Origin of the sequence: uncultured Chitinophaga sp. (assembly GCF_902168175.1) — a bacterium.
GTDB lineage: Bacteria > Bacteroidota > Bacteroidia > Chitinophagales > Chitinophagaceae > Chitinophaga.
In genome coordinates this window covers 330,565-357,127 of the sequence record NZ_CABHOU010000092.1, presented here as the reverse complement: position 1 = coordinate 357,127, position 26,563 = coordinate 330,565, and the positions used below count along the sequence as shown (strand labels likewise).

Here is a 26,563-nt window from a genome sequence, read left to right as displayed (position 1 = left end):
AATAATTATTAGAGATTTAAAACGAAGGCCCCTTCATCCGGGACCGAAAAGCAGCGCAAAGTTAGTGCCTTGCAGTCATTTTTCCAGCTTTGAATACGTCTTGCCTGGTTAGATGCATCAATTATAACGGCAGAGAATTCATATTGTTCGGCTAACTGGCTGATTGTTACTGGTGGATTATGTGAAAGCAAAATATAATCCGTTTTTAATTTGTGGGAAGAACGTTGATAATTAAGCCTGTGGCTCACCATCGCTATCCTCACATTATAAAATTGAATGACGTTTCCAGATAAGAACAGCCCCTCCACCCTCCCCTCCTTCATCCTGTACAGCAGTTGTGCCGGGCGCACATTGTAACCATACAGAGAAACGGGTAAACTATCCGCCAACAGTTGCTGGCGCTGACCGTTAACGACGCCGATAGCGGTTTGCGCCGGTATATTATATACAATTATCTTCCGCTGGCGTTGTGCCTCCCAAAAACAGTAACTATGCACGCCGGCCAACAGCAGCCAGCAGCCGATACCTGCAACAAGTGCATACTTCATCTTCATAAGCCACCAGACTGCCATCGTCGCAATAATCAAATACAACAACAGCGCTTCTGTTCCGTTTAGCCACAAATTATCTGTTACGGCGAACGGCAGCCTGTTAATCCACTCAATGAAACCGTTCATCAAGGTAATGCCCCATTCTACCGCCTTACCCAACAGTGTAGCCACTGGCGTGAGGCCGCCAAACATCACCAGGAAAATTTCGCCATACAGCACGATTGTGGACATGGGAACAGCAATCAGATTAGCCGGCAAAAACAAGTTGGGGAACTGATGAAAGTAATAAAGACAAACCGGCACCGTCAGCAACTGCGCAGCCAGTGATACCGCTACCATCTGCCATAATTTGTCTGCCCACCTATTCCTGATATCCCATAGTTCATAAAGCGGCTTATAGAAAACCAGTATACTCAACACCGCCAGGTAAGAGAGCTGGAAGCCTACGTCAGCAATAAAATAAGGATTGTAACTTAGCAACAGGAAGGCCGAAGCCGCCAGTGTGTTATAGATGTTCGTATGCCGTGCTATCAGGAACTGCCCGATGGCAATGGTAGTGAACATTACCGCAGAGCGTAACACCGAGGCAGACGCGCCTGTAATAATAGAGAAGCCCCATAACACGATGAGAATGATTAATACCTTCAGCCAGCCCGTACTTTTCTTATCCGGCAGCCACTTCAGCAACCATAAAAGACTAACATAAATAAGCCCCAGATGCAAACCCGAAATGGCGATAATGTGTACCACTCCTGTATTAGTATATGCCTGCACTACATCCTTATCCAGCTCTTCCCGGTACCCGATGAGTAAGGCCTGGGCGATGCCGGCCTCCGCCGGCCCTTTTACGTATTTTCTCAATACATCTAAACAATATGCTTTGGCCCTTAGCAAACATTTCGTCACCACATACTCTCCCCGTCCCGGCAAAGCCTGCCAGTCGCCCGTCCGCAGATAGGCCTGGTGAAAAATGTTTGCCCTGGCGCAGTAGCCTGCATAGTCAAACGCTCCGGGATTACCCGGCCCTCGTATCCGCTGCAGCTTGTTACGGACGAGCAACCGACTTCCATATCCCACCGCCGGAGGACCTGAATCTTTTGCGAAGTACAATATCACTGTGCCGGCGTGCAACTGCATCAACCCAGCCCCTGCCTGCGCCGTTACGGTAGCTATGGCTTTCCAGGAGGCTTTCTTTTCAACCAACGGCTCCTGTACAGTAACCACCAAGGCCGTACTGTCATTCAAAACATGCCCGAACCACTGCGGGTTGTGACGCACGTCATAAAAATACAGGACCAGGTGCCCCAGCAGGTAAATCAATAAAAACACCGCTGGCCCCTGGCCTGCTTTAAGAGAGAACCGGATTTTAGGTGCGAAGTAGTTGACGCCTGCCACCGCAAGCAAAACAACGAACAGTATTATCAACAACGCGAACAGTGGCCATTGAAAATAGTGTTGCGAAAGTATGCCTGCAATAAGCGGCGGCAACAAACGCACAAAAGGAGCACGTTTAAAAGGGTTAACAAACATTAGTGATTGAAATTTTGATCACATGAAATTAGATCAATTCATGCATTCGCGGAGGCGAGAAATTGTCGGTTTCACTAGAGAATATCTCCAGTGTCACTTAATGTAAAAGGCCCACTTCTTACGAAGCAGGCCTTTTCCTTTATCCTTACTGAACAGTATTATTTGCTCAGGTACATGCTTTTTTCTTTGTACAAAGTTCTGAAGTAAGGGTCGCGCAGGTCTTTAATGAAACGAATAGCTTCGCCGGTCGATTTCATTTCAGGGCCGAGTTCCTTGTTTACACCAGGAAACTTGTTAAAGGAGAACACCGGTTCTTTGATCGCGAAACCGTCAAGCTTCTTCTCGATGGTAAAGTCGGTTAGTTTTTTAGCGCCGATCATCACTTTGGTGGCAATATTCAGGTAAGGTACCTGGTATGCTTTAGCGATGAACGGAGTGGTGCGGGACGCGCGTGGGTTGGCTTCGATCACGAACACCTGGCCGTTTTTAATGGCAAACTGAATGTTGATAAGGCCGCGAATATCCAGCGCACGTGCTATTTTCTCTGAGTAGTACTCCATGGTGGTAACCTCCAGCGGAGTGAGGTTAAACGCGGGCAATACCGCATTACTGTCGCCACTGTGGATACCAGCAGGCTCAATATGTTCCATCACGCCCATTACATGGAAGTTTTCGCCGTCGAAGATGGCATCTACTTCCGCCTCCTGGCAACGGTCCAGGAAGTGGTCGATCAGGATTTTGTTACCTGGCAGGTGTTTCAGCAGGCTAACTACTGAATCTTCCAGTTCCTCTTCGTTAATTACGATACGCATACGCTGACCACCGAGTACGTAAGAAGGGCGCACCAGTACCGGGTAACCTACTTCTTTTGCTACTTCGATCGCTTCGTCTGTATTATAAGCCGTACCGTAGTTAGGGTAAGGAATACCGAGTTCTTTCAACATGTCAGAGAAGCGGCCGCGGTCTTCGGCAATGTCCATGTTATCGAAGGACGTACCAATGATTTTGATACCTTTCTCTGTAAGTATTTTCGCCAGCTTCAATGCTGTTTGGCCACCCAACTGAACGATCACACCTTCTGGTTTTTCCAGCTCGATGATTTCCCACAGGTGCTCCCAGAACACCGGCTCGAAGTACAGCTTGTTAGCCATATCGAAGTCGGTAGATACTGTTTCGGGGTTACAGTTTACCATGATAGCTTCGTAACCGCTTTCCTGGATAGCCTGCAAACCGTGTGTACAGCAGTAGTCGAACTCAATACCCTGGCCAATCCTGTTAGGGCCGGAACCGAGTACGATGATCTTCTTTTTATCGCTCACTTTACTTTCATTCTCAGAATCGAATGTAGAGTAGAAGTAAGGTGTTTTCGCTTCAAACTCAGCCGAGCAGGTGTCTACCATTTTATAGGTACGCACAATGCCGAGTGCTTTACGTTTTTCGTACACTTCATCCTCTTCGCAATTACCAAAGAAGATGGCCAGTTGTTTGTCGGAGAAACCCATTGTTTTCGCATCTTTCAACAACAACTCAGGCACATCGCTCAATTCGTACTCCATCAATTTTTTCTCCATGATCACGATATCGTTGATCTGGTTCAGGAACCAGCGGTCGATATAGGTCATTTCATGGATCTTTTTCACGGAGTTACCTTCCATGAGCGCGTCTTTAATGCGGAACACGCGATCCCAGGTGGGGCGCTTCAGCTTTTCGATCAACTGCTCGTTCTTCATCAGCGACTTGCCGTAGTAACCCAGACCGATAGCATCGTTCTCAAGGCTCTGACAGGCTTTTTGCAATGCTTCGGGGAAAGTGCGGCCGATAGCCATTACTTCACCTACCGATTTCATTTGCAGACCCAATGTATCGTCGGCACCTTTAAATTTATCGAAGTTCCAGCGTGGCATTTTTACGATCACGTAATCCAGTGCCGGTTCAAAGTAAGCGGAAGTAGTTTTGGTAATCTGGTTCTGCAGTTCATCCAGCGTATAACCGATCGCCAGTTTGGCAGCGATTTTAGCGATAGGATAACCAGTGGCTTTGGAGGCCAGTGCAGAAGAGCGGCTTACGCGGGGATTGATCTCAATGGCGATCAGCTCTTCGTTCTCAGGATTGAGAGAGAACTGAACATTACAACCACCGGCGAAGTTGCCGAGGTCGCGCATCATTTTGATCGCTTTGTTACGCATGTCCTGGAAAGCAGTGTCGCTCAGGGTCATGGCAGGCGCTACCGTGATGGAGTCGCCAGTATGTATACCCATGGGATCGAAGTTCTCCACGGTACAAATGATCACTACGTTGTCGTTTTTATCGCGCAGCAGTTCCAGCTCAAACTCTTTCCAACCCAGTACGGCTTTTTCTACCAGCACTTCGTGGATAGGAGAAGCCTTGAGGCCACGGTCCAATGCTTCGTCCAAATCCTCGCGGGAGTGTACGAAACCTCCTCCGGTGCCACCGAGGGTAAAAGAGGGGCGTATAACCAGCGGGAAGCCTATTTCCTGGGCAAACTCCTTGCCTTCAAGGAAAGAGTTAGCCGTTCTTGCAGGCGCTACCGGAATGCCGATCTCGATCATCCACTGACGAAACAGTTCACGATCTTCTGCCTTTTTGATCGCTTTAACGTCAACACCGATCAGGCGAACGTTATTTTTCTCCCAGATACCCAGCTCATCAACCTCCATACAGAGGTTAAGTGCAGTCTGGCCACCCATGGTAGGCAATACGGCATCAATCTGGTTCTCTTCCAGTATCTGCTCAATACTTTCTACTGTTAGCGGCAGCAGGTAAACTTTATCCGCCATCATAGGATCGGTCATGATCGTGGCGGGATTAGAATTGATCAATATCACTTTAATCCCTTCTTCCCTGAGCGAACGTGCCGCCTGAGAACCGGAATAGTCAAATTCGCAGGCCTGACCAATAATAATAGGACCCGAACCGATAATTAAAACAGACTTGATAGAGGTGTCTATGGGCATTTCTTATTGCGATTGAAAAATGAAAAACCTAAGCTTTGATCTCCCTGCCCCAGCGAACAAAAAAATCGTGCAAAATTACGGGATAAAAAAGTTTTTCACCGCATTAATTTTAAGAAAGTACCAGAATAAAGATAGTAGTAGATTTTTTCTTATACCTATATGATATCATATGAAGCAATAGCGTACGTTTCGCCGGTTACTTATTTATTAGCATAAATGTAGACTAATTTCCAGCGACCATCGATTTTCTGGAATTCCATGTCGTCGATCGTAGCGGAGCCATCGTTAATAAGTGTGAGATCCTCTTCGCTTAATTCCTTCTTGGCACGCAACAAATCGTAACGCGTCATGTCCTCGCTGGTGCGCGACAGGTAGCCGCTGAAAAACTCAGGAAAACCATCTTTTTTCACGGTTTGTGTACCGGAAGCTTCCCTATTTCCCTCAACGATCAAAGGAAACTCAACGAATTGGCTTAGTGTAGTATAATCTTTTTTGATAATAGCGGAGTGCAGCTTCTTCCAGAATGATTCAAAGTCTTTAGGCTCAGTATCGCCAGACCTGGCATTTCCCACCAATAAACACAGGAAAGCAAATAGGGAAAGGATGCTCTTTTTCATAGGACAGGTAAATTTAGATATATCGAAACTCTAATATATATAAATATTCCGGAAATACGTAATAATCAACCCGAAAAATGTTTTTCCGCATATTGCAAATAAAATTCCGGGCTAAATATGCAAAATCCCAATATGAAAAATATATTGCATCCGTTTAACGATTATTACGTTTACCCGTTAGCGATATAAAGAAACAATACCCTCAATCCCTATAACCTATGAGACCCGTCAAATGCTGTCGTGAAAGATGACAGCATTTTTGTTTTGTAAGGATACCTAATCTTTCGGCGGCTGAGATCTGAGTTTAGCCAGTTCCCTTTTAAATTCCTCCATCTGTAGTTTCAGGCGCTCGTTTTCTGCGCGTAATTGCGCAAGTTCCAGCTCTGCACGGTGTTGTGACATTTGGTGCGCCTGGGTTAACTTTTTGTAATCTTCGAGGCTGCCGTAATATTTTTCGCGCCAGTTAAATGCTTCGTTATATTCTACACCAGCGTCATAAAAACCACCCGGATTAAGAAACTCGTTTACCGTCATATCCAGTCCCGACAGCACTTTGCGAAGCTGTTCGGCACTTAGTGTTTCCAGTTCCAGCAAATTATATAGCGCACGGCGGCTTAAGCGGATACGCTCCGCCAGCTTTGTTTTATTTATCCCCTTCTGGTCGATGAGCGTAGCCAGCCGCTTGCCCTGGTGCAAGTCTTCAGCATCGATTTTAATCACCTGGTTCCAGCTGTAAAACTGCTCCAGAGAAATACCCAGCACTTCACAAAACCCCACAAGTGTCGTTCTTTTTATTGACTCCTGACGGAGATAATAATGAGCGATCTGATTGCTGAAACCCGCGCGCTTAGCGAAGTCTATCACTTTGATTGCCTTGTCTTTAAGCACCTGCTTCAATCTCGCACCTTCGTTGATAATATTTTTTTGATCAACATTCAATGTAAATAAATTTTGGTATAATTGTGTATTAAATCAACTTTAAAAGTGATAATCTTACTATCAATATAAGATTTTTATTTACAAAAGGATTGCAACATTGTCAATTCAACAAAAAAAGCGTCAATATGCAAGTAAAAAAGATTTCATCCAGTAACTTCCTTCAGGACACGCACACACGCTTACTTAACCTGGCAAGAACGTTCAGGGAAAGCATCTGTGAAGAGTGCGGCTGGAGCGAGGCTACGTTTTACAGGAAAGCGAAAGGAAAGAACACTTTCAGTAATGCCGAAAAAGATAAAATCCTCGCAGTCCTCGAAATATTGCTCAAAAGCGCAGCGGAACAAAACGAAAAACACCGTACCCGCTAAATTCACACTATTGTAAAGTACCGAAAGCCACCCAACTGCCTGCCACTTCATACTCCAGCTATCCATCCACAAACATTATTTGTTCACCAAACATCATTGCCGATGCATACCTTACAGGACACATCCATTCCTGAAGAAAAACTGCGCTCCATTGTTTCCCAGTTCATCAAAACCTTACATGAAGCCGGCGGAAGAAGTATTTCTAACATCAATATTACTTTTCACGGCTGCGTAAACCACTTTACCACGGGTAAACAAACACACGCCGTACAGCTTCCCAACAAGGGAAACACCAAAATGCTTTTTTACCAGGAATTATCCGTAGAAGCTCCAATAAGAAACATGATTACCATTATAGCCCCGGCACATGAAGAAGAAGAATAGGCCGACCGGTTGTAATATTGCCAAACGAAAAGGGGTGCTGTGCATTAAATGCAGCCCCCTTATCAATAATTTATCAGCAGCAGTAAAGTAATAATGGTTAAAAGCAGCACCGCTGCTACCAGGTAACGAATATTAACACCCGACCTGCGAACCGGAACAACCTCCTCTGAAGGTGTATACACCCCGGCCGCCCAGGCAAACAACCTCCTGTCATACACTTCCCGGCGGCCTGCATCAGACAATACGGTATACGCCTCACTCACATTCTTAAACTCATCCTCCCATACCCCCTCTCCCCGATGCCTGTCCGGATGGTACACCTTGGACAACCTGCGAAACGCGCTCTTTATTTCTGATGCATCCGCAGTGGAAGAAATACCCAGTATGGTATAATAGTTTTTCATTCTCCCAGTTACTATGTAAAGCTAAGCCAGGCAGCACAATTTCCGATCAAACTAAAAACTTCTTTTAAAAACTAATAAATTAGTTATATATTGACGATACGAAAATAAACAGCCATGAAGTCAACACTACTCAGCATTATAACCACCCTCGTGCTCCCCTGTTTCGCTTCTGCACAAATGCAGGACTCATTGAACCAGTCGGTAGTAATGGAATACATGCAGAACCAGCAATACGACCTCGCTGCCACCTACCTGAAAGACAGGATAGACACGGAGAACCCGAAACAACTGTCAACGCTCGGCTATTTCTATTTCATGTCGTCGCAACTGCCTGCCGCCGAAAGTATCTATGAAAAAGTACTCGGACTCGACTCAGGCAATCTGCAGGCACATTTTTACCTGGGTAACATCTGGATGCAGAAAGACCAGCCGGAAGTGGCCATTCCACACTATTTTAAACTCATTGCCCTGCAACCGCAAAGCGCCCTATACCACAAGCTGCTCAGCACCGCCTGCGCCGAGGCACAGAAGCCCGATTCGGCCTTTAGCTTCCTGAAGGAAGCCGCCCGGCTCAATCCGAAAGATGGCAAAACGATCGGCAACCTGGGTAATTCATTTGTTGAAAGAAAGATGTTTGTGCAGGCTGACAGCGTATTGAACGCCTACCTCGCCATCGACTCCTCCCAATTCACGGTAGTGGCAGCCGCGGTTAAATCGGCGTATTTTCAGAAACAATACAAACGGGTCGGCCTGTTCGGCGAGTACCTCATGCAAACACACATTGTATCGCCCACTGTGTTTACTTATGTAATCGCTGCCAGCTACTACGACCGTCAGTACGAACAATGTTCGAAGGTGTACGGATACATGGCCCTCATGAACCAGACACCCGAAGCGGTCATTTACTATGCAGCCCTGGCAAAGAGCGCCTTGAAGCAATATGAAGAAAGCACCCAACTGCTGCAGCAGTGTGTAAGCCTGGCCAAATCGAAAAACCTTGGCGACTATTACGCCGGCATTGCCGACAATTACGAGCAGCTGAAACAATACAAAACAGCCATCAACCACCTCGATACTGCATATTATCTTTTCAAAAACCCCATCCACCAATATAGCATTGGCCGGATTTACGACCAGCACCTCAATAATGTGTTGGCAGCCAAAAAATACTATCACCAGTATTTTGTACGCGCCAAACCCGAGGACGCACAGGATTCGGCCATTCACCGCTTCGTGCGCGACAGGATGAAACAGTTAGCCAATTAACCTGCGGCAACACTATTATTCCTCATAGATCTTTCCTAAATTTAGCCTCTCGTTATAAAACTATTACAAAACCTTTTAGGGAAGCATCTATGTCATATCCGTATCAAATACGATCGATAGAAGAATATCAGCAAGCCTGGCGCGACAGCGTTACAGATCCTGAGGGATTCTGGGCTAACATAGCAGATCATTTTTATTGGAGAAAAAAGTGGGACAAGGTACTGGACTGGAACTTCCGCGATCCGGAAATTAAATGGTTCCAGGGCGCGAAGCTGAACATTACCGAAAACTGTCTTGACCGCCACCTGGGCACGCTGGGTAACCAGCCTGCGATTATTTGGGAACCCAACGACCCGGAAGAACACCACCGCGTTATTACCTACCGCGACCTTTACAACAAAGTATGTCAGTTTGCCAATGTACTTAAGAACAATGGCGTAAAAAAGGGCGACCGCGTTTGTATTTATATGGGTATGATACCCGAACTGGCGATTGCCGTATTGGCCTGTGCCCGCATTGGCGCTATCCACTCGGTAGTATTCGGCGGTTTCAGCGCACAATCTATTGCCGACCGTATACAGGATGCACAATGTAACGTGGTAATTACCTGCGACGGCGCATTCCGCGGCGCAAAAGATATTCCCTTAAAATCGGTGATCGACGATGCGCTGATGGCCTGCCCCTCAGTAAAGCGCGTAATCGTTTGCACCCGCACCCGCACGCCCGTGAGCATGCTCAAAGGCCGTGATGTTTGGTGGGAAGATGAGATCAAAAAAGTAGAAACCATGGGCAACCCGGCCTGCCCTGCCGAAGAAATGGATGCGGAAGATATGCTCTTCATCCTCTACACTTCCGGCTCTACAGGCAAACCCAAAGGGGTGGTACATACCTGCGGCGGTTACATGGTTTACTCCAACTACACGTTCGTAAATACATTCCAGTACCAGCCCCGCGAGGTTTACTTCTGTACGGCGGATATCGGCTGGATAACCGGCCATAGCTACATCGTGTATGGCCCGTTGAGCGCCGGCGCTACCACATTGATGTTCGAAGGCGTACCCACCTACCCTGATGCCGGCCGCTTCTGGGACATCGTTGACAAATTCCGGGTTAATATCTTATACACTGCCCCTACAGCTATCAGAAGCCTGATGAGCTTTGGTCTTGGACCGGTAAACCATAAGGACCTGAGTTCCATTACCAAACTCGGATCGGTAGGTGAACCTATTAACGAGGAAGCATGGCATTGGTTTAAAGATCATATTGGTAAAGGCAAAGCACCGATCGTTGATACCTGGTGGCAAACGGAAACCGGCGGAATTATGATTACACCTATTGCCGGCATAACACCCGAAAAGCCAGGTTTTGCCACACTGCCGCTGCCCGGTATACAACCTATACTGGTAGACGAAAATGGTAAAGAAGTAGAAGGTAACGGCGTAAACGGCAACCTTTGTATCAAGTTCCCATGGCCGGGCATGTTACGCACGACCTATGGCGATCATGAACGCTGCCGCAAAACATACTTCTCCACTTACGATAACCTGTACTTCACCGGTGATGGTTGTACCCGCGACGAGGACGGCTATTACCGCATTACAGGACGTGTGGACGATGTACTGAACGTAAGCGGCCACCGTATTGGCACGGCAGAAGTAGAAAATGCGATCAACATGCACCATGGCGTAGTGGAAAGCGCTGTAGTAGGATATCCGCACGACATTAAAGGACAGGGCATTTACGCCTTCGTGATCCTGGAAAAGCAAACACACGACCAGGAACTTACCCGCAAAGACATCCTGCAAACCGTATCCCGCATAATTGGCCCAATTGCCAAACCGGATAAAATACAGTTTGTGAGCGGCGTACCTAAAACACGCTCCGGCAAAATCATGCGCCGCATACTGCGTAAAATAGCAGAAGGTGATGCAGAGAACCTGGGCGATACAAGCACACTGTTAGATCCCGGTGTAGTAGATGATATTAAGCAGGGAAGATTATAAATACTGATGCCGTCCCTCCAGGGGGCGGCATTTTTCTTTTAGTTAAAGTGGTCGATAATAAGGAATGTTTTGAAGTTGGTGACGCTGAACGTTTGCTCGGGATCGTGTACAATAGCGTAACCCTTCCAGGTGCCGGTGATATAGCTATAAGACTCTGTAACAACAACACTACCCGCTGCGGTAATACCATTGCCAGTTACTGCGATGGTGTATTTCGGTGATGCTTCGAACAGGCTGCTGCCCCCAGGCGTAGCGGCGTTAAAATGCACATTGTATATTTTCCCGTTTAGCGTATTGGTAAGCAACACCAGCAGCTTCGTTTTATTTCCGGGCAACTCTTCCACCGTAACCTGCATGGCAGTTGTTTTAGGATGTGTACCCACATAAGCGTCGCCTACAGCACCTGTATTAAACCCAAATGAATAATTCCTCGAAGCCATATCCGGGTCTTCTTCTCTGCTGCAGGAAATAAAAAGGGTGGCGAACAGTATGGGTAACACAATGGCCATCTTCAGGGTCGATACAATTTTCATATAAGAATGTTTGGTGCGTACTACCAACATGTACGAGCTGTTTTACGCATTGGTTTTTGCTACTGGTCTTTTTGTTCAACAAACGGCTAAAACCTATCCTGGACGCGGGTTATGGTTAACAGGTAAGGGCCATTGGGCGTATGGGACCGGCCACAAACATACTCAAAACAACATCTCAATTAACTACAAAAAAAGTGCAGTGGATAATCACCCAAACTGCACTCGTATTACACTGTTGTTTGAAATATCCTTATCGCCTGATCACTACAGGCGTTCCTACTTTAATAATATTGTACAACTCCGCCACATCCCTGTCTTTCATGCTCACACAGCCCAGCGTCCAGTTAATACGCTGTTCTACATAAGAATCGTTGATGCCCGAAGCCGACTCCACACCGTGAATACCAATGCCGCCGCCAATATCTGTATTAGCCGACAGTCCGCGGCTGCGCGACTTCTCGTAAGATGCTGCATTCGGGTAATCGAGCAGCATAAAACGGTTCCAGCGATTATCTATCCGTTTGGAGAGAATACGGAAAGTGCCTTCGGGTGTACGACGATCGCCCTGAATTTGCTTGTCCGACATATCCTTGTTACCAAACACTACTTTGTAGATCTTGATCAAGGTTACATCTTCATACAAATACATCCTGTATTCGCTCTTATCCACCAGTAAAAACACCTTATCGGCATCAATAGAAGAGGGATTGAGACGGACGGTATACAAGTCGTTTTCGTTGTTAAAACTGCTCAGTGGGAAAATTAACACCAACAGGCAGTACCACATCATTTTCTTCATAAGGAGTTAAAATCATTGAGAATAACGCGGGGCCGCAAACAATTATTGTGATAAAAAAGTACGGGGAAGTGAGACAATAGCCCCACTTCCCCGTATATGATTTAATTTCAATGTATTAGTAACCGAATACTTCTTCAAGTGACAATTTCTTTACATCACCGATTTTCTTCAAATCGTCGGCTTTTACGTTTTTGTCGGACGCAACGATGCAATAAGTGTAAGGCTTGTTAGCCAGGTTGGCATCGTGGAACTTCTTCACATCGGCAAAGCCCAGGGTGTTAATGGCCGCGTAAGTGTCTTTACGCAGGTCCTTATCAAGGCCAAGGCGCTGCGCCTCGAGGTAGCTGAAGATGATACCGTCCTGCGTAATGCGCTGTGTTTCAATATCCTGCTTAATGCTTAACCTGGCCGTTTCCAGTGCTTTTTCAGATTCGGGCAGTACATTCAGCAATTCGTTCATACCACCGATCGCATCGCCCATTTTATCGGCCTGGCTGCCTACATAAGCAACTACTGCATACTGGTCGTCCTTTTTGCTGGGGGCGGAGTATACGGCGTAGGTAGAATAAGCCAGTGCTTTGGATTCGCGGATGGTCTGGAATACGATAGAACCCATGCCGCCACCGAAGTAAGCGTTAAAAAGTTCTACCACCGGCGTAGCTGTTGGGTCGTAAGCAGTGGCATTCCTGATCCAGTTTACTTCTGACTGCACCATGTCGTAATCGGCAAACAATACCTGGTTCTGCGCCTGGGATGTTTTGGCGAATTTAACAGCGGTTGGCGCTTCTTTGAAGCTGGCAGGAATAGCATGCAGTTTTTGAATATCGGTAGTGGCCGCTGCGGCAGTTTTAGGACCGTAGTAGATCACCGTTTGTTTGATATTGTTCAGATCGTGCAGTAAGTCCACGAGTTCGTTCGCCGTAAGTGCGTCCAGCTCTGCGTCGGAAAGACTGTTGTTGAACGGGTTTTTAGCGCCGTACATGGCATAACTCACCAGGCCGCGCATAATCTGTCCTTTATTTAGCTTGGCATCCGAACGACCTTTTTTAAGCCTGTTCTTCAATGCTGCCAGTGCAGCCTCATCTGCCTTGCAATTATTAACCACGTGTTCGTACAGTGCTACTGCCTGATCGAAGTTCTCCTGGAGGCCGGAAATAGTTACTGTAGTATATTCTGTACCCGCCGATACGTTGAAGGAGCAGGCAATGTTATAGAACTGACGGCTGATATCCTGCGCAGAATATTTATCTGTAGAGAGGAAGCTGAGGTAAGAAGCGGCCAGCGCCAGTTTCTTATTGTTCCAGCCACCTACTTCGTAACGGTAGTACAAACGGAACAGGCCATTGTCTGTATTCTGAACGGTTAACAGGTCGGCAGCGCCGATCTTTCCTTTCTGAATGTCTTTATTGTAATCCAGCCACTGTGGCTGTACAGGCGTGGCCGGGATAGCGGATACGCTTTGCAGGAAGGGCGACTGTGCATCGCGGTTTACTTCTACCGGCGTAATCGGCGGTTTATCCACCTTTACAATGCTTTTATCTTCGCCTTTACGTTTGTACAACAGCACATAACTGTTACCGAGGTATTTGTTGGCAAAGTCTACGATGTCTTTCTTCGTTACTTTACTCATATCATCGATAAAGGCCACATCGTAATTCCAGTTTTTACCTCTGTGTTTAATGAAACCGTCCATCAGGCTGGTAGCGCGGTTGTTGTTATCTTCCAGGCCCTGGATCTCGAACAGTTTAAAGTTATTGACGATCGCTTTGATCAGCGATTCGTCGAACTCGCCCTTACGCAGTATTTCGATCTGGGCAAGCAGCAGGTCTCTTACATCATCCAGTGTTTGGCCCTGTTTGGCGCGACCGGTGAGGGTAAACACGGTGTAATCTTTCCAGTTCATTTGCTGTACACCGGCACCCAGCAATTTCTGTTGCTGGTTCAGGTTAAGATCGAATAAACCGGCCTTTCCGTTAGAGAGTACCTGCGAAATAACCGTTGCCACTACGCTGGATTTAGTATCCAGTGCGCCGGGCAGGCGGTAAGCGATATTGATGTTCTCTGCATCCGGACCAAATACTTCTTTCACGATAGGCGCTGCAATGGGCTTTTCGGGAGCGGCTTTGTATTCAGTAACCGGCTTTGCCTTCATGTAGCCGAACTTCTTGTCGATGCTTTTAATTACATAATCCGGATCAAAGTCGCCTGCCATCACAACGGCCATGTTATTGGGAACATACCATTTGTTGTAGAAATCGCGGATGGCTTTCAGGTTAGGATTTTTAAGATGTTCTACCGTACCGATGGTACTCTGCTGCCCGTAATTATGTGTAGGGAACAACGTAGCCAACATCAGTTCGTACATCTTACGGCCGTCGTTATCCAGGCCACGGTTCTTTTCCTCGTACACCGCTTCCAGTTCGGTGTGGAAGATGCGGAACACCGGGCTGCGGAAACGTTCTGCCTGCACCGTAAGGTATTTATCGATCGCATTGGAAGGAATATCTTCTTCGTAAATCGTTTCTTCTACCCAGGTGTGCGCATTGGTACCCTGCGCACCCATGCCGGTCATCATTTTATCGTACTCGTTGGCAATCGCATATTTAGCGGCCAGGCCCGATAAACTGTCGATCTGGTGGTAAACTACTTTACGTTTTGCCTCGTCGGTAGTTTGATTATAGGTATCGTACAGACTTTCGATTTTGTCCAGGTAAGGTTTTTCCTTTGCCCAGTCGAGTGAGCCATATTTATCGGTGCCTTTGAACAGGAGGTGTTCCAGGTAGTGGGCCAGACCAGTGTGGTTGGCAGGATCGCTGTTGCTGCCTGCGCGGGTGCCGATGAGTGTCTGGATCCGGGGATCTTTTTTATTGACGCTCAGGATAACGGTAAGACCATTCTTAAGCGTATAAAACCTCGCCTTCATGGGGTCGTTGGCGATATACTTGTAGGTATAGCCGCCCGACGAAGCCTCTTTCCACTGAGCCTGGGCGGTGGTGTGTACAGCCCCGGCAAACAGCATCACAAAGAGCAGTTTGAACGTTTTCATAAATTGGTGGTTGTTTTTGGATTTTAAGATTTTCCAAATATAGGCTCCCGGAATCAATATAAACACCGAAAGCAGGAAATTATGGTATACGGCCGGATAAGTGGTTAAAAAACAAAAGGCCCGCTGCGGGCGGGCCTCATTGTATATTCAATTTATCTTGTAAGGTTAAAAACCATTCAGGCGTACACCTATTGCAAAAGGATATTGTTCCAGCCCGTAATCGTGCAGTGGGGTGAATGCTAAGTTACCATACAGTTTTACCGGTCCGTAACCCAGTTCACCCGTAAATCCGGCCTTCCACTTGTTCAGGTTAAAGTCGTCGGTACGTTTGATCTTGCCCCGCTCTTCGCTGATTTGTTTAGTACGCGATTTAAGCAGGTAACCGCCCTGAACACCGAAACTGGCCTTAAATGCACGGCCCGGACGAAGCGGGTTGGAAGTATAGTTAAGCATGAGCGGTACAGTGAGGTACTGCGCAAATAATTTGTTCTTGGAAAACTGTACGGTATCGCGAACGATAACAGTAGGATAACCTGGCAGGTAACTAATGTTTCGGGCGAAGTGGTAGTTATTAAACTCCATACCCAGTGCGTATTGCAGGTTAAATTTGTGTTTGTACAAATTAAGCCGCTGCATGAACAGCCAAACATTAATATTGACCGATTTGCCGGGCAGCAGTTTAAATTCTGACGGCGTGAGCGGCGAAGAAGCACTACGGGGGGCGAAGGTATTGAGCCCTGTAGCAGAATAATCGTACGACTTATTTACGCTCTGTTGCTCCAGGAAATAACCACTGCTGCCAATATTCGTAACTGGTGCAAAAAAGTTAAGCGCAGTCGCTTCGTTGTACTTACTACGGTCGGCGTAGTTATTAAACCCAAAGTCGAACACCAGCCATTTGGTATGCAGGTTTTTCTTCAGTTTGTTTTTCTGGTACACCGTATCCTGGTAAAATTTGTAGTTGGAACGCCCTCTCGTATCCTTGTTTTTAACAATGATGAGCCCTTTGATCTGCACGGTATCCGTTTGTACCTGTGCCATTCCATCTGATGCCATAAACAATATGGCCAGCACGAGTAAAATTTTATACTTCATATCGGTAATTGAAATCTGCTTTTATCATTTTCTTTTCTTTGAAAAGAAGCGCGCTACGTTCGTTACACCATTCATCAGTTTCGATTCGCCCGAGCTGCTCACCGACATAATCAGTTCGCCCTGTATGGGCGCGGGGGCAGCTGCGGCCACGGTAGCTTCCTGGGTTTTATCTTCCCGGGTAACGGCCGCTATGGCGGGCTCTTTTACATCTGGCCTCGGGCTTTCTGTTCCTGCGGCAATGTTGGTAGTCTTCTTCTCATTCTCTATCTTATTCACAATGTCCGTAGTGGCCAGTTGGCGCTCGGGGGCTGTAACGCTTGCTATTACAGGCGCCGTTGTTTGTTCCCTGCGTTGTTCCGGTGTTGCGGCCTTATTGTCTGTTTTCGGCTCCTTTGTTACAGGGGCGGTAGTTTTGGGGGTGATGCGACTCTTCGGTGCGCTGATGTTTTCAGCAGCAGCAAGAATAGCGGCATCGGTTTGCTTGTTTACCTCACTCGCTTTGGCAGGGATTGTTGCCGGGGCGGTTTGTTCGGTGGCAGGTTTGTTCTGCTGCTGCGCTACCGGGGTAGCAGGCGCATTGCCCGGCTGAGGCAGTTGCCATATGAGCAGGCCTGCAACCACTGCAGCTGCGGCCGACCACCAGTACACAGGGCGTAATTTGCGCTGTTTCGCTTCGGTTTGGCGGTACAGGCTGGACTTGTTTTCGAACACTACCGAGGTATCGGGGTACTGGCGGGTAGCGTTCCATAACAGCATTTCCTGCTTCACCTGCGGATGCTGGCGCATGAACTGCTCGAACTGGCCATGTTCTTCGGCCGACAGTTCATTGTCGAGGTAACTTAAAAGATAACTCTCATAGTTGTTGGTATTGATGGCACCACCGCGGTAAAGCATGGCTTTGTTGCCGAAGCTGAACGCCCCGGCCTCCGGCTTTAACCTGGTAGCTTCCAGCAGCGCCAGTTCCTGCCGTGCGGCAGGATTGCGCTCCAGGAATACCTCCAGGGCAGCCAGCTCGTCGCCTGCCAGCTCGCCATCTATGTAGCTCAGCAGGTACGATTCGTAGTTTGATATGTTAATGTCGATGGACATCTTACTTTATTTTGACGCCGTTGCCGGCATTTATCCTCCGTTTATATCACGTTATCCATTCTTACCAGGTAATCCTTCAAATGCGCTCTGGCCCGGTGCAAATATACTTTAACCTGCGAGGGGTTCAATTGCATGATCTCTCCTATCTCCTCATAACTATACCCTTCATAATCCTTCAGCATAATCAACGAACGCTGCACCTCACTCAACCGGTTTAAAGCTCCTTCCAGCACATTCCGGGCATTGTGCACCTTATGGTCCGATACCCGGTCTTCTTCCTTAAACTGATCTACCAGCGTTATCCGCTTCACTTTCCGCACATGGTCGATCATATTATGGTACGCTACGGTAAACAGGTAGCTCTTGGCCTTTTCTAAAGGCACATCACTACAATGCTTCCATAAAATCTCAAATGCGTTCTGTACCACATCTCTCGAATCTTCCGCGTGCTCAAGGTTCTTTACGATAAAGCGAAAAAGATTATCGGCATACAGATCAACGCATTTGTTGTACTCTTTTTCCGTCATCCCGGGTATTGACTATTGTGCAAAGTTCCGACAAATACATTTATATCCTGCATCCTGCTTATACCAAACATTCGTGTATTCATACCAGAAGCGCTAAACACCAGATAATCAACACCTTTTATGTAGAGTACGGTAATGGCGGCAGGCAATTACAAGCAGTAATGATAATTATATGACGCAAAGCGGCTCTTAAATGTTACATATGGGTCAAACTTTTTTACAATTCGCAGAAAGCCCGGGGCTGCCATGGAATATCTGGATACATTTATCCTCTAACTTTGTACAAGGTCATAAAGCCGCTATCATGAACCAGAACTTTTCAACACGCATTAACCAGGAGCTGAAAGAGATTGAAACCGCAGGGTTGTATAAAAGGGAACGAATTATCAATTCGGACCAGGGCGCCGAAATAGAAGTAAATGGCAAAACCGTTATTAACTTCTGCGCCAACAACTACCTGGGCCTCTCCTCGCACCCTAAAGTGCTGGAGGCCGCTCACAAGGCGCTCGACAGCCGCGGTTACGGCATGAGCAGCGTACGCTTCATTTGCGGCACCCAGGATATTCACCGCGAACTGGAACTTAAGATCGCCCAATTCCTCGGCACCGAAGATACCATCTTGTACGCAGCGGCCTTTGACGCCAACGGCGGTGTATTCGAACCCCTGTTTAACGAGCAGGACGCTATCATCTCCGACGCACTCAACCACGCTTCCATCATCGACGGTGTGCGCCTTTGTAAGGCTCAGCGTTACCGTTATGAACATAACAACATGGCCGACCTGGAAGCCAAACTTCAGGAATCGGCACACCTGCGCAGCCGCATTATTGTTACCGATGGTGCTTTCAGCATGGACGGCACCGTAGCACAACTGGGTAAAATATGCGACCTGGCCGATAAATACGATGCCATCGTAATGATCGACGAAAGTCATTGCTCCGGGTTTATGGGTAAAACAGGACGCGGTACCCACGAATACTGTGGTGTAATGGGCCGTATAGATATTATCACCGGCACCCTCGGTAAAGCACTGGGCGGCGCTTCTGGTGGTTTTACCAGTGGAAAGAAAGAGGTGATCGACATGTTGCGCCAGCGCAGCCGTCCTTACCTGTTCTCTAACTCGCTGGCACCCAGCATTGTAGGCGCTTCTATTGCTGTGCTGGACATGCTGAGCGAAACGACCGAACTGCGTGATAAACTGGAGCAAAACACCAAATACTTCCGCAGTAAAATGACGGAAGCCGGCTTCGACATTAAGCCCGGCGACCACCCAATCGTTCCCGTAATGCTGTACGATGCCGTACTAAGCGCACAGTTTGCCGACAAACTGTTGCAGGAAGGCATTTACGTGATCGGCTTTTTTTACCCCGTTGTGCCTAAAGGCCAGGCCCGCATACGCGTGCAACTGAGCGCAGGTCACGAGCAGGAACACCTGGATAAGGCGATAGCAGCCTTTACCAAAGTGGGCCTCGAACTGGGCGTAATTAAAGACAAAGCAGCTGTTTGATTTTAAAATTGATAAATGGAGTAAGGGGTTGTTCTATACAGAACGACCCTTTTTGTTTTGACCAGTCGCCTTGTTGCCGCTGAAGGGTGCGACGCAACGGACGTTTAATAGAATTTCTAACGCCTGGCCCACCCTTTTCTTTATCCTCATTATTTGTCAAAGTTTTTCAAATAACCGGAAATAAGCGGGTGTTGCCTTACTTTTGCAGCGTTAAAAAGATACAGATGAAAACTTTTGGGTGGATATTATTAGCGGCTGGAGTATTGCTAAACGCCTGTGCGCCCAACAACGTGCACAAGGAAGATAGCTGGGAAAAATATTTTGCAGAATACAAGGCTGAAGGCTGTTTTATGCTGTTCGACAACGGCCAGGGCGACTTTAAAGTATATAATATTGACCGTGCCAAACAGCCGTTTTCGCCGGCAAGCACCTTTAAGATATTCAACTCCCTGGTAGCCCTGCAAACAGGCGCCATTGCCGACACCGGCACTGTTATAAAATGGGACAGCATCGTTCGCTCCTACCCGCAATGGAACCAGGACCTCAGCATGCAGGCCGCCTTCCGCGCTTCCAGCGTCCCCTATTTCCAGGAAGTGGCCCGCCGCATTGGCAAAGACCGTATGCAGCACTGGCTCGACACCGTGAAGTACGGCAACATGAAAATCTCCGCAATCGATACTTTCTGGCTCGATAACACCTTGAAAATCACGCCGGACGAAGAGCTTGGTTTCGTAAAGAAACTCTATTTCGACCAGCTTCCTTTCTCCAAAACCACCATGGAATTTGTACGTAACATGATGCTGATGGAGAAAACACCGCAGTACACGCTTAGCTACAAAACAGGCTGGGCCGTGTTAAAAGACAAACAAATCGGCTGGATCGTAGGCTGGATCGAGAAAGAAGGTCTTCCTTCCTTCTTCGTACTGAACGTAGAAAGTGAAGATCCTAACTTCGATATGAAGACCGCCAGGATCGACATCCTCAAAAAAATCCTGAAACAGGAAGGCTATTTCTAATACTATTAAGATGGTTTGATAGAAGGTCCGGCGTTGCCCGGGCCTTTTTTTATGCCCTGAACAGCCGGGTTCGTAGCTCCCTGCACGATCCTGGTACGATCGCGGCTACATCCCAGGTATATCTAAAGTTAATATAAGGTAAATCCTAGGTTGATTCTAGGTTCATATACCTATGATGAGCCTAGAATGAACCTAGAATGAACCTAGGATGAACCTAGGATGAACCTAGAATGGTATAAGGATCCTGGAAGGATCGTGCAGGGGGCCTCGTACTGGGTCTTGTCCTGCTATAGGTTTACACCTGTTGTTAGGAAATACTGAATTTGGTTTACAAAGATCCTGGTTGTCCTGAGGCCGGTTTACAGGTTTCAGGAATAGTCCTGTTGGAGGTTGGCACCTCTTTTTGGAGGTGCTTTCCATTGTTTTTTAGGTATTTCCCTGATAATAAGTCACGTTGAACTCTTTGGCAATAGAGCCATAGCCTCCAGTGCTGGCTAAGTAAGCGGATACAACCTGGCGCATGAAATTTGGCTCATCCTTAAAGGAGCCACCCCTCTTTTTTTGTCGGGTTTTATCCATGTTTACTCTTTTGAAGGTGTAAACCTTTTTTAGGACGTGACCGGAAAAGCCATAAGGCACAACTTGTAAGAGAACTGATTGCCCTACGGGGATTGGCAGGCGAAAAAGGGGGAAACAGGCCGTAGAAAAATCACCTTCAGAAGTTATTCGTTAAAAAACTCATAAATAACTCACGGCGACTCTTGCAAACAAGTATAAAAAAATTATTTTTGAAGGCAGGCCGTATCGATTGATGATAGCCAGCCAACTTACAACATGCTACGTTTTCAACATACAGAATACCTTTGGGCCCTTGCACTGTTATTGGTGCTGCTGGCAGCTTTCCTCTTTGTTACATGGTGGAAACGCCGTTCTATCCGCCGCATCGGCGATCCGGAACTGGTAGAAAAACTGTTTACCGGTTATTCCCGTAAGCTGTTCACACTCAAGTTCATACTGGTGTTTATCGCCTTCTTTTTTGGCGCTGTAGGCCTGGCTAACCTGCAAAAAGGCAGCCGTATGGAGAAAATCACCCGTAAAGGTGTGGATGTGATCGTTGCGCTGGACGTAAGTAAGAGCATGCTGGCCACCGATGTAAAGCCCGACCGCCTTACCCGCGCCAAACAAATGGTGACCCGCCTGATGGAAAAGCTGGACAATGACCGTATTGGCCTGGTAGTATTTGCCGGTAACGCCTATCTGCAAATGCCCCTCACCGTAGATTATTCCGCCGCCCGCATGTTTCTCGCCACCGTGAGTCCGGACATGATACCGACACAGGGTACGGAAATTGCACAAGCAATACAGATCAGCAACGAGGCTTTCAATAAAAAAGAACGTAAACACAAGGCCCTCATCATTATTTCTGATGGTGAAGACCATGACGAAGGCGCAATTACGCAGGCTAAAAAGGCGTTTGAAGATGGGGTGGTGATTAATACCATCGGCGTAGGCTCTTCTAACGGCTCACCGGTACCCGACGCAGAATCGGGCGGTTTTAAGAAAGACCGCGACGGCAAAACGGTGATATCAAAATTAAATGAAGAAGAACTCCGTTCGCTGGCAGCTGCCGGCCGCGGTGTATATCAACACCTGGACGATGCCGAAGATGTAGTAAGTACGCTGGCCGCTAAAATAGACGGCATGGAGCAAAAAGCTTTCGGCGAAAATATATTTACAGATTACGACAGCTACTTCCAGTACTTCCTCGGCATTTGCCTGGTGTTACTGGTAATTGAACTGTTTGTTCCGGAAGTGCGCCGCACCCGCGAAACAACCACGAAAGCTGCTTAAATTAAAACGAACATGACCAGATTATTCACCATAAACACACTTGCACTGCTGCTGCTAACCACAGTCGCCGCTTTTGCGCAAAGCAGTAACAAGTATATACGGCAGGGCAACGAACTCTATAAAAAGAAACAGTATGCCGATGCCGAAGCATCGTACAAGAAAGCGGTAGAGAAAAACCAGGCTTCCGTAGAAGGTAATTATAACATGGGCAACTCCATGTACGAGCAAAAACGCTTTGAGGATGCACGCAAACAATATGCGAGCAGCGCGAAACTGGCACCTACCAAATTAGTAAAGGGCGATGCAAATTATAACACGGGCAACACCTTTATGGAGGAAAAGAAGTGGGAAGAAAGCATTAAGTCCTATAAGGCTGCGTTAAAGGCAAATCCGCAGGACGAGCAGGCCCGCTACAACCTTGCTTATGCCCAGCAAATGCTGAAGCAGCAGCAACAACAGAACAAAGACAATAAGGATAACAAAGACAAAAAGGACCAGAAAGATAACAAAGACAAAAAGGACGATAAAAAAGATCAGGATAAAGACAAGGATAAAAAAGACCAGGACAAAGACAAAAAGGATCAGGATAAAAAAGACGACGAAAAGCAGGACAAGCCTGATCCAATGCCCAGCAAACTAAGTCAGCAGGAAGCCGAAAACCTGTTAAAAGCACTGGCGCAGGAAGAAAAGAAGTTACAGGATAAAGCGAAAAAGATAAAAGGTCGCCCGGTAGCAGTAGAAAAAGACTGGTAAACCGAAACGGTTGTTAAAATATAAGCCCCCGCAGGAAACTGTGGGGGCTTTTCATTTTCTCTCATAAACAAAAATCCGGTAGCTGGTACCGGATTTAGCTTGATAATAACAACCTTTCTATTGATTCTATGGTAACCTTGAATTCTACTTTACAGTGCTTCGTTCATTCTCAAACATCCTCAACACAGTTTCGGAACGAAACAAAAACATGGTCTCCGTTATGGATCGATGCAAAATTAGGTGCCAGGGGCACATAAACATTGGACAAAACGGCTATTAACTGGTACTATTTGAACATCGCATCGCGGAAGTCGTGCGGCGATGAACCGGTGTGGTTACGGAAAAAGCGACTAAAATAGGCAGGGTCCTCAAACCCAAGCTCATAGCAGATTTCCTTTACAGAACGCTGACTGAAAGCAAGTTGTCTTTTGGCTTCCAGCACCAGCCGGTCGTGCAACATTTCAGTAATAGTTTTGCCGATAGCCTCCTTCGTAATTTCACTTAACCGCTTGGGCGTAAGCGAAATAGCCTCCGCATAAAATCCGGCCTGATGTTCATTGCGAAAATGGGTTTCGAGGATGCGGCGCACCTGGAGTACACGCGTATCGAACTGCGAGGGTACCGAGGTATTAGCAGTATTCACCTTCTTTTCGCGTTCGGCGATAGTAAGAAAGGCATTCAGGTAGTTTTTGAGGATGCTGCGGCTGTACTTTCCGTCGTTGGACGCACTTTCGCCATACATTAACTGCACTACTCCCAACAGCGCCCTGGCGGCCTCGGGACGTATACGTACCGGCGCATATTCCTGCGAATAGTCAAAAAGGGTGGTAAGGTCGAAAAACACCTCCCTATCCTGTTTATTAGAAAAGATGAATTTCTCCGTAAAAACAACCGCATGTCCCTCCCGCTCGTAGTCCAGCACCTGGTGTACCTGCCCGGGACGCAGGAAAAACAGCATATCATCCTCCAGTTCGTAACTCACAAAATCCACTACATGCCGGCCTTTACCCTTTGTAAACCAGATAATTTCGAAGGTATCGTGGGTATGTGGGTAAGAACTAAGCTCGTTCTGGAACGCACCAAGGTCGAACACCGAAAACTGGCCCTTCATGGGGAGCTGCTGGTAGGGGATGGCAGATATGGCTTTAGGGTTTGGCATACTATAAAGGAAACAAAAAAACCGGAAAACAGGCCCGGGTTTTACATTAACGGGATTATCCTTTTTTTAATGCTTCATACCTTCCCCGCTTTTGTCTAATTTTGAACCTCGTAAAGGAGGAACAGTATGCAATTGTATTGCGATTCATTAACACAGTATAAGAGACTGGCTACACTGGAGGCAAAGGTAGGCGACCTGCTGATCGGGAATTTTAACCCTATCCGCATCCAAACCATGACCACCACGGACACCATGGACACCAAGGGCACCATTGAACAGGCAGTGCGCTGCATAGAAGCCGGTGCCGAGCTGGTGCGCATTACCGCCCCCAGTAAAAAGGAAGCCGAAAACCTGCTCCCCATCCGCGATGGGTTGCGTGCCCGCGGTTATAAAACACCGCTGGTAGCCGATATTCACTTCACACCTAATGCAGCCGAAGTAGCGGCCCGCATCGTGGAAAAAGTGCGTATCAACCCCGGTAACTACATCGATAAAAAGAAATTCGAACTGCTGGAATACACCGACTCCGAATACCTGGAGGAGATCGACCGCATCCGCGAGCGGTTTACACCGCTGGTGAGCATATGCAAACAGTATGGCACCGCCATGCGTATAGGCACCAACCACGGTTCCCTGAGCGACCGCATCATGAGCCGCTACGGCGACACGCCCATGGGCATGGTGGAAAGCGCGATGGAGTTCCTTCGTATTGCCGAAGACCTTAATTACCGCAACATCGTGCTGAGCATGAAGGCGAGTAACCCGCAGGTAATGGTGCAAGCTTATCGCCTGCTGGTACAAACCATGCAACAGGAACTGGGCCACGCCTATCCGCTGCACCTCGGCGTTACCGAGGCTGGTGATGGTGAAGACGGCCGTATTAAATCGGCCATCGGTATAGGCACCCTGCTGGAAGACGGTGTTGGCGACACCATTCGTGTATCCCTTACAGAAGATCCCGAGTTCGAATTACCAGTTTGCCGCGACCTGGTTAAACGCTATACCCGCCGTGAAAACCACGCGCCCATAGCACCCATGCCCGCCAACCTGCCTTATTCACCTTATGCTTACAAACGCCGCGAAACCATTAACACCGGTAACATCGGCGGTAAACAGGTACCAGTTGTAGTGGCCGACTTTAGCCACCTGCAGCAAATAACAACTACCGACCTGCAAAGCATTGGTTACAACTACGACGAGCCTACCGATAAATGGAACATTGGCGACGCTGCTGCCGATTACATTTTTACGGGCGATAAGATACTGGACTTCGCCCTGCCCGGCACACTAAAGGTAATTACCTACCCCGCTACCTGGGAAAAGGCCGCAGACAAAGAAAAATACTTTCCTTATTACAGTACCAAAGACTTCCTGGAGGCCGCGCCGTACAACCGTATTGCCACCATTAATTTCGTGGACGTAAATGCCGACGAGTTTACACAGGGTCAGGTAAAAGAGTTCATCGCGCAGTTAAGTAACCCAACGCTGGCTGGTGCTGTGATACCAGTTATACATGCATCTTCCGGACACGCCATGGCTTCGGTGCGCCGTACGCTTGTGGAGTTGGCGGACAAGCGCGTAAACAGCCCGGTGATCCTTCAATCCATCAGCAGGTTGAACAATGCCGACGATGACCTGATCCACTATTCCACCGAAAGTGGCGCTTTGCTGCTCGATGGTTTTGGAGATGGGCTTTGGTTGAAACAGGCCGCTAATGCCGAACATCAGCCAACTATCGTGAACAATGTGGCATTCGGTATACTGCAGGCTACGCGTACGCGCATCTCCAAAACCGAGTACATATCCTGTCCATCCTGCGGCCGTACGCTGTTCGATTTGCAGGAAACCACGGCTCGCATCCGCGCTGTAACCAATCACCTGAAAGGCGTTAAGATCGCTATCATGGGTTGCATTGTTAATGGTCCGGGCGAGATGGCCGATGCCGACTTCGGTTATGTAGGCAGCGGTGTGGGCAAAATCACCCTTTACAAAGGCAAGGATATTATGAAACGCGGCCTGAATAGCGATGTAGCTGTAGCCGAGTTAATAGACCTGATCAAAGAAACCGGAATGTGGGTGGATGCGCGTTAATGCGTTACCAGCTACTTAGCATATTGAAACACCTGCCGGAAACGGTGGGTGTTTTTTTAT

General features: G+C 47.5%; 21 protein-coding genes. 9 read left to right on the top strand and 12 right to left on the bottom strand.

Annotated elements, in window-relative coordinates; translation table 11 throughout:
* Positions 1-8 precede the first annotated feature (8 nt).
* The 4 genes from QZT80_RS20775 to QZT80_RS20760 form a co-directional block, all read right to left on the bottom strand.
* Entirely contained in the window at positions 9-2,081 is a 2,073-nt protein-coding gene (locus tag QZT80_RS20775; protein ID WP_295126653.1) for a ComEC/Rec2 family competence protein, read from the bottom strand.
* A 158-nt stretch (positions 2,082-2,239) separates the two neighbouring features.
* Entirely contained in the window at positions 2,240-5,056 is a 2,817-nt protein-coding gene (carB, locus tag QZT80_RS20770; protein ID WP_295126650.1) for a carbamoyl-phosphate synthase large subunit, read from the bottom strand.
* Positions 5,057-5,256: 200 nt separating this feature from the next.
* Positions 5,257-5,673 carry a hypothetical protein gene (locus tag QZT80_RS20765; RefSeq protein WP_295126647.1) on the bottom strand — a complete coding sequence of 139 codons (417 nt, stop codon included), beginning with the start codon at positions 5,671-5,673 and terminating at the stop codon, positions 5,257-5,259.
* A gap of 276 nt (positions 5,674-5,949) precedes the next feature.
* Positions 5,950-6,612: a helix-turn-helix domain-containing protein gene (locus QZT80_RS20760; protein WP_295126645.1), complete on the bottom strand. Its 663-nt coding sequence runs from the start codon at positions 6,610-6,612 to the stop codon at positions 5,950-5,952.
* A gap of 125 nt (positions 6,613-6,737) precedes the next feature.
* Here QZT80_RS20760 and QZT80_RS20755 point away from each other — a divergent pair, with 125 nt between their 5' ends.
* Positions 6,738-6,980 carry a hypothetical protein gene (locus QZT80_RS20755; RefSeq protein ID WP_295126642.1) on the top strand — a complete coding sequence of 81 codons (243 nt, stop codon included), beginning with the start codon at positions 6,738-6,740 and terminating at the stop codon, positions 6,978-6,980.
* A 102-nt stretch (positions 6,981-7,082) separates the two neighbouring features.
* Complete coding sequence (locus QZT80_RS20750) at positions 7,083-7,364, top strand: hypothetical protein (RefSeq protein WP_295126640.1); 282 nt, start codon at positions 7,083-7,085, stop codon at positions 7,362-7,364.
* A gap of 62 nt (positions 7,365-7,426) precedes the next feature.
* On the opposite strand, the gene QZT80_RS20745 is transcribed toward QZT80_RS20750, so the two are convergent.
* Positions 7,427-7,768, bottom strand: coding sequence for a DnaJ domain-containing protein (locus QZT80_RS20745; protein ID WP_295126637.1), 342 nt, complete (start codon positions 7,766-7,768; stop codon positions 7,427-7,429).
* Between the two features lie 114 nt (positions 7,769-7,882).
* Between QZT80_RS20745 and QZT80_RS20740 the strand changes: the two genes are divergently transcribed.
* Together QZT80_RS20740 and acs are read left to right on the top strand one after the other, a co-directional pair.
* Positions 7,883-9,034 (top strand): hypothetical protein, encoded by a 1,152-nt coding sequence (locus QZT80_RS20740; RefSeq protein ID WP_295126634.1) that lies wholly within the window; start codon positions 7,883-7,885, stop codon positions 9,032-9,034.
* A gap of 89 nt (positions 9,035-9,123) precedes the next feature.
* Positions 9,124-11,037 (top strand): acetate--CoA ligase, encoded by a 1,914-nt coding sequence (acs, locus tag QZT80_RS20735; protein WP_295126631.1) that lies wholly within the window; start codon positions 9,124-9,126, stop codon positions 11,035-11,037.
* A 38-nt stretch (positions 11,038-11,075) separates the two neighbouring features.
* On the opposite strand, the gene QZT80_RS20730 is transcribed toward acs, so the two are convergent.
* The 6 genes from QZT80_RS20730 to QZT80_RS20705 all read right to left on the bottom strand — a co-directional run bounded on the left by QZT80_RS20730 (position 11,076) and on the right by QZT80_RS20705 (position 18,126).
* Positions 11,076-11,570, bottom strand: coding sequence for a hypothetical protein (locus QZT80_RS20730; RefSeq protein WP_295126629.1), 495 nt, complete (start codon positions 11,568-11,570; stop codon positions 11,076-11,078).
* Between the two features lie 250 nt (positions 11,571-11,820).
* Positions 11,821-12,369: a murein L,D-transpeptidase family protein gene (locus QZT80_RS20725; RefSeq protein WP_295126626.1), complete on the bottom strand. Its 549-nt coding sequence runs from the start codon at positions 12,367-12,369 to the stop codon at positions 11,821-11,823.
* Positions 12,370-12,484: 115 nt separating this feature from the next.
* Complete coding sequence (locus tag QZT80_RS20720) at positions 12,485-15,415, bottom strand: pitrilysin family protein (RefSeq protein WP_295126624.1); 2,931 nt, start codon at positions 15,413-15,415, stop codon at positions 12,485-12,487.
* 165 nt (positions 15,416-15,580) lie between these two features.
* A complete protein-coding gene (locus tag QZT80_RS20715; protein WP_295126621.1) occupies positions 15,581-16,510 on the bottom strand; it encodes an outer membrane beta-barrel protein in 930 nt (309 codons plus the stop codon).
* A 24-nt stretch (positions 16,511-16,534) separates the two neighbouring features.
* A complete protein-coding gene (locus QZT80_RS20710; RefSeq protein ID WP_295126619.1) occupies positions 16,535-17,599 on the bottom strand; it encodes a hypothetical protein in 1,065 nt (354 codons plus the stop codon).
* Between the two features lie 41 nt (positions 17,600-17,640).
* Positions 17,641-18,126: a sigma-70 family RNA polymerase sigma factor gene (locus QZT80_RS20705; protein ID WP_295126617.1), complete on the bottom strand. Its 486-nt coding sequence runs from the start codon at positions 18,124-18,126 to the stop codon at positions 17,641-17,643.
* Between the two features lie 304 nt (positions 18,127-18,430).
* Between QZT80_RS20705 and kbl the strand changes: the two genes are divergently transcribed.
* The 4 genes from kbl to QZT80_RS20685 all read left to right on the top strand — a co-directional run bounded on the left by kbl (position 18,431) and on the right by QZT80_RS20685 (position 23,253).
* Positions 18,431-19,633, top strand: coding sequence for a glycine C-acetyltransferase (kbl, locus tag QZT80_RS20700; RefSeq protein WP_295126614.1), 1,203 nt, complete (start codon positions 18,431-18,433; stop codon positions 19,631-19,633).
* A gap of 224 nt (positions 19,634-19,857) precedes the next feature.
* Entirely contained in the window at positions 19,858-20,649 is a 792-nt protein-coding gene (gene blaOXA / locus QZT80_RS20695; protein ID WP_295126611.1) for a class D beta-lactamase, read from the top strand.
* A gap of 834 nt (positions 20,650-21,483) precedes the next feature.
* Positions 21,484-22,500 (top strand): VWA domain-containing protein, encoded by a 1,017-nt coding sequence (locus tag QZT80_RS20690; RefSeq protein ID WP_295126608.1) that lies wholly within the window; start codon positions 21,484-21,486, stop codon positions 22,498-22,500.
* Between the two features lie 12 nt (positions 22,501-22,512).
* Positions 22,513-23,253, top strand: coding sequence for a tetratricopeptide repeat protein (locus QZT80_RS20685; RefSeq protein WP_295126606.1), 741 nt, complete (start codon positions 22,513-22,515; stop codon positions 23,251-23,253).
* A gap of 286 nt (positions 23,254-23,539) precedes the next feature.
* Here the strand turns inward: QZT80_RS20685 and QZT80_RS20680 are convergent, their stop codons facing one another.
* Positions 23,540-24,412 carry a helix-turn-helix domain-containing protein gene (locus QZT80_RS20680; protein WP_295126603.1) on the bottom strand — a complete coding sequence of 291 codons (873 nt, stop codon included), beginning with the start codon at positions 24,410-24,412 and terminating at the stop codon, positions 23,540-23,542.
* A 126-nt stretch (positions 24,413-24,538) separates the two neighbouring features.
* On the opposite strand from QZT80_RS20680, the gene ispG reads away from it, so the two are divergent.
* Entirely contained in the window at positions 24,539-26,503 is a 1,965-nt protein-coding gene (gene ispG, locus QZT80_RS20675; protein WP_295126600.1) for a (E)-4-hydroxy-3-methylbut-2-enyl-diphosphate synthase, read from the top strand.
* Positions 26,504-26,563: the final 60 nt, after the last annotated feature.

Excerpts from the sequence above, each read along its gene's own strand:
- acs (WP_295126631.1), top strand. The coding sequence starts at position 9,124 with ATGTCATATCCGTATCAAATACGATCGATAGAAGAATATCAGCAAGCC.
- ispG (WP_295126600.1), top strand. The coding sequence starts at position 24,539 with ATGCAATTGTATTGCGATTCATTAACACAGTATAAGAGACTGGCTACA.
- QZT80_RS20730 (WP_295126629.1), bottom strand. The coding sequence starts at position 11,570 with ATGAAAATTGTATCGACCCTGAAGATGGCCATTGTGTTACCCATACTG.
- QZT80_RS20720 (WP_295126624.1), bottom strand. The coding sequence starts at position 15,415 with ATGAAAACGTTCAAACTGCTCTTTGTGATGCTGTTTGCCGGGGCTGTA.
- carB (WP_295126650.1), bottom strand. The coding sequence starts at position 5,056 with ATGCCCATAGACACCTCTATCAAGTCTGTTTTAATTATCGGTTCGGGT.
- QZT80_RS20710 (WP_295126619.1), bottom strand. The coding sequence starts at position 17,599 with ATGTCCATCGACATTAACATATCAAACTACGAATCGTACCTGCTGAGC.
- QZT80_RS20765 (WP_295126647.1), bottom strand. The coding sequence starts at position 5,673 with ATGAAAAAGAGCATCCTTTCCCTATTTGCTTTCCTGTGTTTATTGGTG.
- QZT80_RS20715 (WP_295126621.1), bottom strand. The coding sequence starts at position 16,510 with ATGAAGTATAAAATTTTACTCGTGCTGGCCATATTGTTTATGGCATCA.
- QZT80_RS20755 (WP_295126642.1), top strand. The coding sequence starts at position 6,738 with ATGCAAGTAAAAAAGATTTCATCCAGTAACTTCCTTCAGGACACGCAC.
- QZT80_RS20705 (WP_295126617.1), bottom strand. The coding sequence starts at position 18,126 with ATGACGGAAAAAGAGTACAACAAATGCGTTGATCTGTATGCCGATAAT.
- blaOXA (WP_295126611.1), top strand. The coding sequence starts at position 19,858 with ATGAAAACTTTTGGGTGGATATTATTAGCGGCTGGAGTATTGCTAAAC.
- QZT80_RS20725 (WP_295126626.1), bottom strand. The coding sequence starts at position 12,369 with ATGAAGAAAATGATGTGGTACTGCCTGTTGGTGTTAATTTTCCCACTG.
- QZT80_RS20745 (WP_295126637.1), bottom strand. The coding sequence starts at position 7,768 with ATGAAAAACTATTATACCATACTGGGTATTTCTTCCACTGCGGATGCA.
- QZT80_RS20750 (WP_295126640.1), top strand. The coding sequence starts at position 7,083 with ATGCATACCTTACAGGACACATCCATTCCTGAAGAAAAACTGCGCTCC.
- QZT80_RS20775 (WP_295126653.1), bottom strand. The coding sequence starts at position 2,081 with ATGTTTGTTAACCCTTTTAAACGTGCTCCTTTTGTGCGTTTGTTGCCG.
- QZT80_RS20740 (WP_295126634.1), top strand. The coding sequence starts at position 7,883 with ATGAAGTCAACACTACTCAGCATTATAACCACCCTCGTGCTCCCCTGT.
- kbl (WP_295126614.1), top strand. The coding sequence starts at position 18,431 with ATGAACCAGAACTTTTCAACACGCATTAACCAGGAGCTGAAAGAGATT.
- QZT80_RS20690 (WP_295126608.1), top strand. The coding sequence starts at position 21,484 with ATGCTACGTTTTCAACATACAGAATACCTTTGGGCCCTTGCACTGTTA.
- QZT80_RS20685 (WP_295126606.1), top strand. The coding sequence starts at position 22,513 with ATGACCAGATTATTCACCATAAACACACTTGCACTGCTGCTGCTAACC.
- QZT80_RS20680 (WP_295126603.1), bottom strand. The coding sequence starts at position 24,412 with ATGCCAAACCCTAAAGCCATATCTGCCATCCCCTACCAGCAGCTCCCC.